This window comes from Amycolatopsis azurea DSM 43854 (assembly GCF_001995215.1).
Taxonomy (GTDB): domain Bacteria; phylum Actinomycetota; class Actinomycetes; order Mycobacteriales; family Pseudonocardiaceae; genus Amycolatopsis; species Amycolatopsis azurea.
In genome coordinates, this window is sequence record NZ_MUXN01000045.1 from 1 (window position 1) to 13051 (window position 13051).

At 71.9% G+C, this 13051-nt stretch carries 10 protein-coding genes; 3 read left to right on the forward strand and 7 right to left on the reverse strand.

What is annotated here, in order from left to right; translation table 11 throughout:
* From B0293_RS42320 to B0293_RS42345, 6 genes are all read right to left on the reverse strand, one after another.
* The coding region (locus tag B0293_RS42320; RefSeq protein ID WP_143254781.1) for a hypothetical protein at nt 1–196 on the reverse strand (196 nt) is incomplete at its 3' end.
* Complete coding sequence (locus B0293_RS42325) at nt 189–716, reverse strand: RNA polymerase sigma factor (protein WP_005160614.1); 528 nt, start codon at nt 714–716, stop codon at nt 189–191. The genes B0293_RS42325 and B0293_RS42320, both read right to left, overlap by 8 nt.
* A 72-nt stretch (nt 717–788) precedes the next feature.
* A complete protein-coding gene (locus B0293_RS42330; protein ID WP_005160616.1) occupies nt 789–2285 on the reverse strand; it encodes an MFS transporter in 1497 nt (498 codons plus the stop codon).
* Nucleotides 2282–6493: a type I polyketide synthase gene (locus B0293_RS42335; RefSeq protein ID WP_005160618.1), complete on the reverse strand. Its 4212-nt coding sequence runs from the start codon at nt 6491–6493 to the stop codon at nt 2282–2284. The genes B0293_RS42330 and B0293_RS42335 overlap by 4 nt, the downstream gene beginning before the upstream one ends.
* Entirely contained in the window at nt 6490–8235 is a 1746-nt protein-coding gene (locus B0293_RS42340) for a fatty acyl-AMP ligase (RefSeq protein ID WP_005160619.1), read from the reverse strand. Before B0293_RS42340 ends, B0293_RS42335 begins: the two co-directional genes overlap by 4 nt.
* Nucleotides 8236–8270: 35 nt before the next feature.
* Nucleotides 8271–8939 (reverse strand): hypothetical protein, encoded by a 669-nt coding sequence (locus tag B0293_RS42345; protein WP_005160621.1) that lies wholly within the window; start codon nt 8937–8939, stop codon nt 8271–8273.
* Between the two features lie 447 nt (nt 8940–9386).
* On the opposite strand from B0293_RS42345, the gene B0293_RS42350 reads away from it, so the two are divergent.
* From B0293_RS42350 to B0293_RS42360, 3 genes are read left to right on the forward strand one after another with little or no spacing between them, the layout of a single operon-like run.
* Nucleotides 9387–10433: an alpha/beta hydrolase gene (locus tag B0293_RS42350; protein ID WP_005160624.1), complete on the forward strand. Its 1047-nt coding sequence runs from the start codon at nt 9387–9389 to the stop codon at nt 10431–10433.
* Nucleotides 10430–11263, forward strand: coding sequence for an SDR family NAD(P)-dependent oxidoreductase (locus tag B0293_RS42355; protein WP_005160627.1), 834 nt, complete (start codon nt 10430–10432; stop codon nt 11261–11263). Before B0293_RS42350 ends, B0293_RS42355 begins: the two co-directional genes overlap by 4 nt.
* A complete protein-coding gene (locus tag B0293_RS42360; RefSeq protein ID WP_005160630.1) occupies nt 11260–12489 on the forward strand; it encodes a glycosyltransferase in 1230 nt (409 codons plus the stop codon). The genes B0293_RS42355 and B0293_RS42360 overlap by 4 nt, the downstream gene beginning before the upstream one ends.
* Here the strand turns inward: B0293_RS42360 and B0293_RS42365 are convergent.
* Entirely contained in the window at nt 12486–12923 is a 438-nt protein-coding gene (locus B0293_RS42365; RefSeq protein ID WP_005160632.1) for an SRPBCC family protein, read from the reverse strand. The two genes, B0293_RS42360 and B0293_RS42365, sit on opposite strands and share 4 nt — an antisense overlap.
* Nucleotides 12924–13051: the final 128 nt, after the last annotated feature.

A 13051-nucleotide genomic window follows, 5' to 3' on the forward strand; every position in this document is an offset into this window, starting at 1 on the left:
CAACAGCAGCGGCGACCGGCTCGTCCGAGGCATGGGGGACGGAGATCGGCCGGCTCGCCGGGACCACCTCACGGATCCGCGCGCGGCTCTTGACCTGTTCCAGCGTCTTGTCGAGATCCAATTCGCGGCCGAGAGAGTCGTTGAAGGCATCGTTGGCTTGGGACAGCCAGGCCGGCAGGTCGCGGGTGTCAGTCACTGTCGCCGCCTCCTTCGGTCAGGCCGTGCGCCGGTCTTTGCTTCCGATAAAGATGTTCGAGCCGTTTGCGCGCGTGGCGCAGGTTGGACCGGACCGTCGTGCCCGGCAGTCCGAGGTGGTCCGCGATCTGCGCGGGAGAGAACCCGTCGAGCGCCCAAACGATGACGTCACGTTGTCGCTCGGGTAGCTGGTTCACCAGATCCGCGACCCATGCCGTCTCATCGAGAAGGGAGATCAATCGCTCGGTTTCCCGGTCGAGAGACTGGGACCAGTCGCCTTTGACCGCGCGCCGGACACCCTCTTCCGTTCGCTGAACCTGTGCTCGGGCGATCCGGTGCGCGGCCTTGCGCACCCAGGCTCGCGGGTGGTCGATAGTGCTCCAGCGTTCCAAGGCGTGGACCATCGAATCCGCGGCGGCGTCCTTCGCGGTTTCGAGATCGAAGCCTGCTTTGCACAGGAACCCCACCAATGGTGCGAAGTCGTGCTTGAAGAACTCGTCGAAGTCCGAGTACTCGTTCACCGAACATCACCACTCCCTCCCCTACGTCGTATTTCACCAGTAGGTGCGGCGAGCGTGCTGCTTCGTGCAAGGTCAGCCGACGCGTTGCCGGGGGACTCCGGAGAAGAACATGGCCACGAGGAACAACCCACAAGCGACGGCCGCCGACACCTGCAAGCCCGTCGTGCAGGCGGCTCGGGCGGCGTCGAGCAATTCGCCGGCTACTTGCGACGGGAGTCCCGAGGCCGCCGTCTCCGCTTGAGCCGGGCCGGAGAGAGCGAGCTGCCGAGCCGTCTCGGGCACCCCGGCCGGGATGGCCAGATGCCCGGCGTACACCACCGCCGCCAGGGAACCGAACACCGTCGTCCCGAAACCGGCGCCCAGCTCGTAGCCCGTCTTCTCCACCGCGGCGGCGCCGCCCGCCTGGTCGGCTGAGGTCGCCGAAAGCAGGGTGTCGGTACTCGACGTGAGGGCGAGCGCCATCCCGAGGCCCAGCCCTGTCAGGCCGGCGCCCAGCAGTACCGGCGACGTCAGCGCGGCCGATCCGGCGGCCGGGACCAGCAAGGACACCGCCGCCACCGCGAATCCGGCCCGGCGGATCCGCGCGTTGCCGAACCGTCCCAGCAGTGAAGGGGTCACCACGCTGCCGACGGCCGACGCGCCCAGCACCAGCAGGAGCCGGGCCGCCGCCTCCGTCGGGGAAAGGCCGAGCACCACCTGGAGGTACTGGGCGAACAACAGCCCGAGCCCGACCAGCGTGCTCATCACCAGCAGGACGCCGCCCACCGCGGCCCGCACTCCGGGCAGCCGGAACAGGGCGAGATCCAGCAGCGGCGGATCGGTCCGGCGCTGACGGCGCACGAACAGTCCGATGAGGACACAGCCGAGCAGGCCCGAAACGACGGCGGGCGGCCAGGATCCGGGGTGCCCGATGGCGAACGCGATCCCGAGGACACCGCCTGCGGAGAGGACGGCGCTGAGCGCGTCCCACGACCGTCGTCCCGGTGGAGTCCGGGGCAGCCATCGCAGCGCCAGCACCACCGCCGCCACGATCACCGGCGGGTTCAGCAGGAACGTCGCCCGCCAGCCCCACGTCTCGACGAGCACCCCGCCGAGGATCGGCCCGAACACCGACCCGGTCCCGGCGATCCCGCTGCACACCGCGATCGCCGTGCGGCGCTGCCGCTGCTCCGGGAAGAGCTCCCGGAGCAGCGACATCGTGACCGGCATGATCATCGCGCCACCGCAGCCGAGTACCGCGCGGGAACCCAGCAGCACCGGCACGTTCGGCGCGAACGCGCAGCCCAGCGACGCGATCCCGAACACCACGTACCCGGTGACCAGCACACGTCGCCGTCCGTACCGGTCGCCGAGGGTGCCGAACGGCAGCAGCAGCGGCGCGGCGGTCAGCGGGTAGATCGCCACGATCCACACCTGTGCCACCGCGTCCGGCCGCAACTGTCGGACGAGGTCGGGCAGCGCGACGTGCAGCACGGTCGCGTCGACCGCGACGAGGAAGAGCCCGGCGCCGAGTACCGCCAAGAGCGGCCAGGCGCGGTCGACCGCTCGCTCGGCCCGGGCCGTGGTCACAGGAGTGCCGCCAGATGCCGCGCCACGACATCGACGTGCGGCGGGTCGACCACCGACAGGTGGTGTGCCTCGACCGGCACGATCTCCAGCTCCGGGCACAACTCCGCCCAGCCCGCCGCGAGATCCGTGCGTGAGTACCTCGGCTCCATCGCCAGTCCGGCCGCGTACTGCTCGACGGCCCGGTAGAGCACGACCCGGCCGTCGTAACGGCGGGGCGTGGCACGTTCGGCCGCCAGGGTGTCCAAAAAGGACTGACGCTGGTGCCGGAGCACACCGGGGCTGAGCAAACCGGCTTCGGCGACCCGTCGCATGGTCAGCTCGATCTGTTCCTCCTCGGGCAGCGGAGCCAGTTCCTCGTGGCCGAGCCGCACCTCGCGGCCGTAGGTCCCTTCGACGTAGCCGGTGAACCGTAGGAACCGCCGAGCGGAGGAGGCGCGCGGGTCGAGGTCGGGCTCCGGGAGCGGGAGCATGGTGTCGATCAGCGCGACGAACTCGACCTCCTCGCCTTCGTCGGCGAGCCTCGCGGCGACGCCGTAGGCCAGCGCACCGCCGAACGACCAGCCCGCCAGCCGGTACGGCCGGTCGCGGCGCTGTGCCCGCACCAACGGCAGGAGCTGCTCGACCCGTTCTTCGATGCTGACGCCGGGAACGCGTTCGAACCCGACGCACGGGACCGCGGTGGGCAGCCGGTCCAGCAGCGGCCGGTACACGGTGCAGGTGCTGCCGCCGGGATGGAACAGCAGCAGCGGCGCGACCCCCTCCGAGCCGGGCGCGAGGACGTGGACCGGCCCTCGTTCCTCCCGCGTGTCGAGGACGGCGCGGGCGACGTCGGCGATGGCCGCGAGGGAGTCGTGCCGCCGGAGCTCGGCGGCGTCGACGGGCGTGTCGAGTTCGGTGCTGAGTCCTTCGGCGAGCAGCTCGGCCAACCGATCGGGGGTGTCGCTCTCGCTCAGCCGGACATGAGTGCCGCCCGCGTCCGTTCCGGTGTGCTCCTGCCACAGCCGCAGCACCAGACGGTCGGCCGCGTCCCAGGCGCGACCGCGGGCGGGACGCGGATCCTCGTCGTCGCGTGGCGCGAGATCGCGGCTCAGGTCGGCGAGGGTGGCGCCCCGGAGCACGCTGACGGCGTCGGGTTCGGTGCCGAACTCCCGGCGGACGGCCTCCCGGATCCGGTTCGCCATCAGGGAATCCAGCCCGAGTTCGACGAGCGGGACGTCGGCGTCGATGCGGTCGGGACGCAGCCCCATGACGGCGGCGACGATCTCGGTCAGCCGATCGCCGCCGCCACTGCCGCCATCACCACCGCGCACGGGCTCTGGTTCCGTGGTCCGCGCCGCGAACGACGGCGGCTCCTCGGCGGCGGTGTACCAGTGGCGTTCGTGCCGCCACGGCATCGGCGGGACGTCGACCAGCCGGGCGCCGTCGTCCGGGTCGGCGGTGGTGATCCGGGTCCCCGCGCAGTACAGCTCGGCCGCGGCGGCGCCCAGTGCGCGGACCTCGTCCTGACCACGGCGCAGCGTCCCGGTGACGACGGCGTCGTCGATCCCCTCGGCCGCCAGGGTTCGCGCCACCGAACCCCGCAGGATCGGATGCGGTGACACCTCGAGGAACACCCGGTGCCCGTCCGCGGCGGCGGCCACCACGGCCTGCCGGAACCGGACAGGACGGCGCAGATGCGCGGCCCAATACCCGGCGTCGAAGTCCGGCAGCTCCCGCGGATCGGTCAGCACCGTGTCGTACCAGGGCACCGTCGGACGGCGGCCGCCCAATTCGACGAGCGCCTCCCGGAGCGCGGGCAGGACCGGGTCGACGCGGGCGGAGTGCCCGGCGACCTCGACGGGCAGGCGCCGCGCGGTCAGCCCGGCGGCCTCCAGCTCCGCGACGAGCAGGTCGAGGACGGTCGCGTCCCCGGCCACGGTCAGCTGGCCCGGCGCGGATTCGACGGCGAGTTCGATGTCCGGGTACAGCTCCAGTTCCTCCGGCGCCAGTTCCACCGCCGCCATCGCGCCGCCCGGCCCGATGGTGCCCAGGAGCCGGGCCCGGGTCGCGACCAGGTGGACGGCCTCGTCGGGAGTGAGCACGCCGCTCACGACGGCGGCCGCGGCGGAGCCGAGGGAGTGCCCGACGACGGCCGCGGGCCGGACGCCGAGCGCCTCCCACTGGGCGGCCAGCGCGACCTGCGTCCCGAAGATCGCCGTCTGGGTTTCGGGCAGGGACAAGGGATCCTCGGTGAGCAGCAAGGCGCGCAGCGATCGGCCGGTGTGCTCGGTGAACAGGTCGTGGAGCTTGTCGACCTGGGCGGCGAAGGCCGGTTCGGCGGCCAGCAGCCCGCGACCCATCCCCGGCCACTGGGAACCGTGCCCGGAGAACACGAACACCGGACCGTCGCTGCTCAGCGCGGTGCCGGTGACCGCGCCCGCGGGCAGCGGATCGGCCTCGGCGCCGACGGCACGCAGTAGTACGGCCAGTTCGGCGGTGTCCCCGGCGACGACGGCGGCGCGACGCGGCCCGCCGTTGTCGCGCCGGGAGAGCGTGTGGGTGACGTCGGCGAGGGAAAGTGGCGGCGTGGATTCCAGCCAGTCCGCCAGCTGCGCCGCGCGTTCGGCGAGCCTGTCGCGAGTGCGGGCCGACAGCAGCCCGATCCGGACGCCCGCGCGATCCGCGCCCGGTTCCGGTGCCGGCGCCTGTTCGAGGACGACGTGCGCGTTGGTCCCGCCGAAACCGAACGCGGACACCCCGGCCGTGGCGCGGCCGGACCGGCGTGGCCACGGCGTCGGTTCCGTCACCACCTTCAGGCGCAGGTCGTCGAACGGGATGTGCGGATTGGGCGCGGAGAAGTGCAGCTGGGGCGGCAGTTCGTCACGGGACATCGCGAGCACGACCTTGATCAGCCCGGCGATCCCCGCGGCCGCCTCCGCGTGCGCGATGTTCGTCTTCACCGAACCGATCAGCAGCGGGGCGTCGGCCGGGCGGTCCTTGCCGAGGACCGCGCCGAGTGAGCGAGCCTCGATCGGGTCGCCGAGCAGCGTGCCGGTCCCGTGCGCCTCGACGTAGTCCACAGTGGACGGATCGAGTCGCGCGCCGTGGTACGCCGTGCGAAGCATGTCCTGCTGCGCGACGGGATTCGGCGCCGCCATGCCCTGTGACCGGCCGTCGGAGTTGACCGCGGTGGAGCGGATCACCGCCAGTACCCGGTCACCGTCGTACTCGGCGTCCGCCAGCCGTTTGAGCACGACGACACCGCAGCCCTCGGCACGCGCGATGCCGTCGGCGCCCGCGGCGAACGTCTTGCACCGGCCGTCCCCGGCGAGCAGGCCCGCCGCGGCGAACGCGGCGGTCGGACCGGGCAGCAGCATGAGGTTCACGCCGCCGGCCAGCGCGAGATCCGCCTCGCCGTCACGCAGCGCGCGGACCGCGTGGTGCACCGCGACCAGCGACGACGAGCACGCGGTGTCCACCGCCATACTCGGTCCGCGCAGGTCGTAGACGTAGGACAGCCGATTGGCCGAGATGCTCCCGGCCGCGCCGGTGGCCGTCCAGAGATCGACGCCACCACCGGACATCGTGAGGTGCCCGTAGTCGTGCGTGGAGATCCCGGTGAACACACCGGTCCGGCTGCCGCGCAGGGAAGCCGGGGCGATCCCGGCGTGTTCCAGCGCCGCCCAGGTGATCTCCAGCAGCATCCGCTGTTGCGGGTCCATTGTGGACGCTTCACGCGGGGTGATGCCGAAGTGGTCGGCGTCGAAACCGGCCACGTCGTCGAGGAAGCCGCCGACGATCGGTGCCGCGTCGGCGTCCCATCGGCCCGGCGGCGCGGTCCGGACGGCGTCCCGTCCGCTGCGCAGCAGGTCCCAGAACTCGTCGAGGCCGTTCGCCCCCGGCCAGCGGCAGCCGAGGCCGACGACGGCGATCGGGTCGGTCCGGCGCCGGTCCGTGCCCGTCGGCTCGGGTTCGGGTTCGGTGCCGCCGGTGAGGGAGCGGGCGAGGTGGTCGATGGTCGGGCTTTCCCACAGCAGGGTGGCCGGGAGCGGGGTGCCGAGCAGGTCTTCGAGATCGGCGGCGATACCGACGGCCTGACGGGAGGACAGGCCGTAGTCGCTGAGGGGTCGGTCGGCTTCGAGCCGGGCCGCCTCCACGCCGGTGTGCTCGGCGACCGTGTCGAGCAGCCAGCTGCGGAGGGCAGGGGTGTCGAACGTCGGGTTTCTCATCGCACCAAGGCCTTTCCGTAATCGCCGGCGAGGTAACGGTCGCGGCAGGCGCCGCGCGCGATCTTGCCGCTGGAGGTCCGGGGGACCAGACCCGCCGGGACGAGCACGACGTCGCGCAGCGCGAGGCCGTGCGCGTCGGAGACCAGCCGCCGGATCGACACGGCGAGGGCTCGTTCGTCTTCCGTGGTCAGGGCGGTGTGACCACGGTGTTCGGCGACGATGACCGCCGCTTCGGTGTCCGCGCCCTCGACGGCGAACGCGGCGACACTGCCCGGACGGATGTCGCGGTCGGCCGCGGCCGCCGTCGCTTCGACGTCCTGCGGGTAGTGGTTGCGGCCGTCGACGATGAGCAGATCCTTGATCCGGCCCGCGATGTAGACCTCGCCGTCGTACCGGACGCCGAGGTCCCCGGTCCGCAGCCAGGGCCCATCCGGGAGCCCGTCGTGGGCGCCGGTCAGCCGGGCGCCGAAGGTCTCGGTGCTCTCCAAAGGTTTCTGCCAGTAGCCGGTGCCGACGTTCGGCCCGTGGACCCAGATCTCGCCGACCGAGCCGTCTTCCAGCGCGACACCGGTTTCCGGGTCGACCAGCGCGACGTGCTGCCCGACCGGGACACCGCAGGCGACCAGCCGGAGCCCGTCGTCCGCCTGTCGTGCGGTGCCGGTTCCCAGCGCGGCGCGGTCGAACGTGGTGACGCGCGGCGGAACACCGGGGCCGGTGGTGACGAAGACGGTCGCCTCGGCGAGCCCGTACGCGGGGCGCGTCTTCTCCGGCAGGTAGCCGGAATCGGCGAAGGCGGTGTGGAACCGGTCGAGGACGCCCGCGTTGATCGGTTCCGCGCCGTTGACGATCGCGGCGACGCGGTCGAGGCGGAGCTTGGCGCGGTCCTCCTCACGCACCCGGCTCGCGGCGTAGTGGAACGCGAAGTTCGGGGCGGCGCTCCAGCTTCCGTTGAAGTCGCCGAGCAGCTCCAGCCAGCGCAGCGGACGTTCGATGAACGCCAGCGGATCCATCAGCACCGACCGCATGCCCGTCGCCAGCGGCGTGATCAGGCCGAGCACGAGACCCATGTCGTGGAACAGCGGCAGCCACGACACCGTGGTTCCCTTGGCGGGGTCCATGCCGAGGCCCTGAACCGCCTGGCGGACGTTGGCCAGCACGTTCGCGTGGGTCAGCACCACGCCGGCCGGGCTGCGGGTCGAACCGGAGGTGTACTGGAGGTAGGCCACGTCGTCCGGCACCGGATCCGGCGCGGGCCACGCGCGGGCCGGGCCTTCGGACGGCCTGTCGGCCGCGATGACGGCGACACGCTCGCCGCCGGGCAGCCCGGCGAGGAATTCGCGGACCGCGTCCTCGGCCGCGGAGGTGGTGATCACCGCGCTGGGGGAGCAGTCGGTCAGCACCGCGGCGAGCCGTCCGGCGTGCCCCGGCAGCCCGGGATCGAACAGTGGCACGGCGATCGCGCCGGCGGTGATCGCACCGAGGAAGGCGACCACGTAGTCGGCGCTCTGCGGGCACAGCACGGCCACCCGGTCGCCGGGCCGGACGGGCAGCGCCCCCGCGACGGCGTCGACGCGCTCCCGGAGCTGCTTCCAGGTCAGGGTCCGCCGCCGTCCGGCGCGGTCGGTCGCGAAGTCGGCGAAGGTCAGCGCGGGCCGGTCGCCGTCGGTGTCGGCCCAATGCCGGAGGCAGGCGGGGAGGGTAGGGCCGGCCGTGGCGGGCAGGTTTTCGGGGGCCAGGGACATGACGTCTCCTCGGGGTCGGCGGGGGTGGTGCGGGTTCAGCGGCCGAGCGGTCCGGCGGCGTGGTGCCAGGCGGCGACGGCGAGAGCGTCGAGGTCGAGGCCGGTCGTCCCGGCGTCACGAAGCACGACCAAGACGTCGTCGGCGGCGATGGCGACGGTGCGCAGGCGCAGTCCCGGCAGCTCGGGGGGCTGTCCGGGAAGCGTCAGGAGTTGTTGGTAGGAAAGGGTTTTCGCGCCCGGGACGACGGGTGTGGGGTGGACGGTGACGGTCGACAACGCGGTACCGGCCGCGTCGTCGACCGTCACCTTCGAGCACCGCCCGGCCTGCGCGGCCCAGGCCGCCAGATCGGGCGGGTTCGTCAGGCGGGCGACCAGCTCGGACACCTGGCCGCCGGGTACGGCGGACTGGAAACCCTGACCGGCGGCGTCGTCGCCGACCAGCCTGCCGTGGACGACGTCCTCGCAGCCGCCGACGTCGACCCGGCTTTCCGCCCGGTCCCGGCCGGACCGCGCCGACAGTGCCGAGGTCAGGTCGAAACCGTCGCGCGCGGACGCGTGCGGGACGGTCTCGGGAGGGAGTAACGCGGCGGGTGGAACGGCGGGAGCAGGCGGCGCTGCGGCCGCCTGGATCGATTCTCCTGGCACGCCGGAAATGGTGGCCAACGCGGCGATGGAGATGACGAGAGCACGAATTCGGGCAGTCATGAATAGCCCTTTCGGAAGGGTCCTGAGGGGGTCACGGTCCCTTCGGTGGGACGCAGGCACCGGGGTCGCTTCAGGGGATGCCGAACCCGGGCGGCACGACGAAGGCTACGACGGGAAATCGAATACCGGAAGGCATCAAGAGAACGTAAATGTCCTTCGTGTACTAGGCGTGACCTGCTGCTTCCGGACTTTTCGCAGGTGCGTGCGGCAGTCTGGTACAGCCGTGCCAGTGTCGTTCACGCTCCGTGAGTGACGGGTCACCCTGATGGGGGAGGTCGATGGTTTTCTTGTTTCCCTGGCATTCATATTGTCCTCCCGGATTGTGGACAGGACAATTGCCTGGAGGGGCTTCTTCCGCCTAACGTGTCGGCACCTTCGGATTCCTTTTGCGGGTAATCGCCGTCACATTTTCGAATTCTGTCGAACGACCGGGACAAAGGATTACGTATGCGCATTACTTCAAGGCGGCCGCGGGCCGTCGCGGTGCTGGCCGCCGTGGCGTGCTTGCTGCCGAGCGTCGCCGTCGCACCGGCGCGGGCCGAGAGCGGTGTCCCGGACGCCCGCGCCGACGACGGTTCGCACGTCGTCGCCCAGACCACTGTGGACGGTGACCCGCGGACGCTGGACCTCACCGTGCGCTCGGTCGGCGTCGGGAGCTACGCGATGGTGCGGCTGATCCTGCCGTCACGGTGGAGCGCCGAACCGGACCGGAAGTGGCCGGCCGTGTACCTGCTCGCCGGAGAAACCCGGCTCCAGGACTATCGCGGCTGGACCGCCAACACCGACATCCGGAAACTGGCCGACGACGCCGGCGTCCTGGTGGTGATGCCGGGTTCCGGTTCGGCGGGGTTCTTTTCCGACTGGTGGAATTACGGCAAGAACGTCGTCCTGAACCAATGGGAGACCTTCACCGCGGTCGAAATCCCGCAACTGATCGATCGCGGCTATCGCGGTGACGGACGGCGGGTGGCGGCCGGGCTCTCGCTCGGCGGGTACGGCGCGGTGGAACTGGCCGCCCGAAGGCCCGGGGTGTTCCGGTTCGCCGGATCGTTCAGCGGCAACCTCAACCCCACCGGCCCGTACGGCGAGCTGCTGACCAGTGCGATCGTGGCGTCGGCCCGGCAGGATCCCGAGGCGCTGTGGGGTGACCGGCGACGCGAGGCCTCCCGCTGGGACGCGCACGACCCGCTGGTGAACGCCGACCGCCTGCGTGGCACCGAGCTGTACCTGTCGACGGGCAACGGCCTGCCGGGGCCGTTCGACGGGAAGCTCCCGATCGACGTGCTGCCCGGGGCGATGCTGCTCGAATTCCTGTGCTCCGGCCAGACCACCGCGATGGCGGATCGGCTGAACCGGCTCGGCGTCCCTGTCATGACCGACTTCTACGGACCCGGCACGCACCACTGGGCGTACTGGCAGGACCAGCTGCACAAGACCTGGCCGCGGATGCTGCGCGCCCTCTCGGCGCCGGTGAAGACGGGGGAGGCGTCGTGACCCGTCCGTCCTTTGTGGTCACCGGCGCGTCGAGCGGGATCGGCCGGGCCTGCGTGACCGAACTCGTCCGGCGGGGCGCGCACGTCTGGGCCAGTGTGCGCACCGACGCGGACGAAACGGAACTCGCCCGCGTCCACGGCGAAGCGGTCACCGTCCTGCGGATGGATCTCCGGGACGCGGCGTCGATCGCGGCGTGCGGTGAGAAGGTCGCGGCGGCGGGGCCGGTGCGGGGTCTGGTGAACAACGCCGGGATGGCCCGGCCCGGACCACTGGAACACGTCCCGCTCGAGGATTTCCGGCAGCAGCTGGAGGTCAATGTCACCGGTCAGCTCGCCGTCACGCAGGCGATGCTGCCCGCGTTGCGAGCCGAGCCCGCCGCCAGGGTGGTGACGGTCGGGTCGATGGGCGGGCGCATCGCCGGGCCGATGGTCGGGCCGTATCACACGTCGAAGTTCGCCCTGGTCGGCTTGACCGACAGCCTGCGCGCCGAACTGGCGCCGTCCGGGATCGACGTCGTCCTCGTCGAGCCGGGCGCGGTCGCCACCTCGATCTGGCCGCGCGCCCGCGCCGCCGCCGAAGAGGTGCGTGCCGCCTTGCCGGAAGCCGCTCGGGAAAGGTATGCGGCGCAATTGGACGAGGCCGAACGCAGCGCGGAGCGGTCCGCGCGGAACGGCGTACCACCCGAGCGGGCGGCCCGGGTCGTCGTCCACGCGCTGACGGCCCGCCGTGTCGCGCCGCGCTACCTGGTCGGCCGGGACGCGCGGATCGCGGCGGTGCTGGCGAACCTGCCGTTCCGCCTCCGCTACCGGTTGACGGCGGCGAAGCGGTGACCCGGCTCGTCGTGATCGTCGCTCCGGGCTCGCGGGGCGACGTCCAGCCGTGCATCGCTCTCGGGCGTGGCCTCGACGGTGACCGGGTCCGGGTGCTGGCGGCCGAGCGATTCCGGACCCTGGTGACCGGGCACGGTCTGGAGTTCGCGCCGCTGTCGGCGGATCCCGGCGAGATCCTCGGCTCGGACGGCGGCCGTGAATGGACCGAGGGCGGACGCAATCCCGCGACGTTCCTGCGCGGGCTGCGAGGTGCGCTGACCCCGGTGCTGGAGCGGCTGCTGGCCGATGTCCACAAAGGAGCGTCGGGGGCGGACCTCGTGCTCGCGCCGACGCTGGGTTTCCTCGGCGCGCACCTGGGCGCGTCGCTCGGCGTGCCCGACGTCGAGCTGCACTATCAGCCCAGCGTGCCGACAAGGAGGTTCGCGCATCCGCTGCTGCCGTGGGCGGCCAAGGCAGGGCCATGCGGACGACGGCTGAGCTTTCACGCCGTCGACGCCGTCGCGTGGCAGGTGCTGCGGCCCGAGGTGAACCGGTGGCGGGGTGCGGAACTCGGTCTCCCGGCCGCCGGATGGCGCGGACCCTGCCGAACGGAAACCCCGGTGCTGTGCGGGTTCTCCGACGCCGTGGTGCCCCGGCCGGAGGATTGGCCGGACAGGATCCACGTCACCGGGTACTGGTTCCTCGACGCGCCCGCCGCGTGGCGGCCGGATCCGCGCCTGCGGGACTTCCTCGCCTCGGGACCGCCTCCGGTGTACGTCGGTTTCGGCAGCATGCGGCCGTCGGAGGCGGAGCGGACGTTCGCCGCGGTCCGCACTGCGTTGCGCCGGGTGGGGCTGCGCGGCCTGCTCGCCACCGATACCGGCTCCGACGACGATGATCTGCTGACGATTCGAGACGTCCCGCACGAGTGGCTCTTTCCGCGTACGGCGGCGGTGGTGCATCACGGCGGCGCGGGCACGACCGCGGCCGCGTTGCGCGCGGGCGTCCCGGCACTGGTCTGCCCGGTCTTCTCCGACCAGCCGTACTGGGGCGAGCGGGTGTTCCGTCTCGGTGCCGGACCGCGTCCGCTGCCGTTGCGGGAGCTGACCGCGGACGCCTTGACCGCACGGCTGCTGGAGCTGTCCGGCAACCTCCTGTTCCGTCGCGGGGCGCAGTACGTCGGCGCGCGGTTGCGCGAGGAGGACGGCGTGGCGCGGGCGTGCGAAGTCCTTCGGCAGGTGGGCTAGCGCTGTTCTCGCGTGAGATAGGTGGTGAGACGGCCGAAGCAGGACTGCCAGCCCTCGACGTGGCCGTCGCGGTCCGCCACGGTCTCGAAGATGGCCTGGTGGAACGACATCTCGGTTTTGCCGTCGTGGTCGGAGAGAAGGACCGTGACGAGCGTGTCGTGCCCTCGCGCGCCTTCCGGTTCCTCCCAGGCGAAGCTGAAGACGAGCCGTTCCGGCGGGACGATCTCGTGGTAGACGCCCGAGGCCCACAGGTCGGTCTCGCCGTCGCTGATGCAGATGCGCCAGCGGCCGCCTTCGGTGAGGTTGACCGTGCAGGACCTGGAGCTGAACCCGGCCGGACCCCACCAGCGGGCGAGATGGTCCGGATCCGTCCAGACCCGGAAGGCGAGCTCGCGGGGCGCGGCGAGGAGACGCGTGATCGTCAGGTCGGTCATCGGGTTCTCTTCCGCAGTGTATTCAACCGTCTGGTTGAACTCTAGTCCCCGTGTCAAACCGCAAGCAGGTGACTGGTTGCGGCTGGCGTCGGCTCGCGACTCGCCGCGCGATCGCCGCTTCACGGACG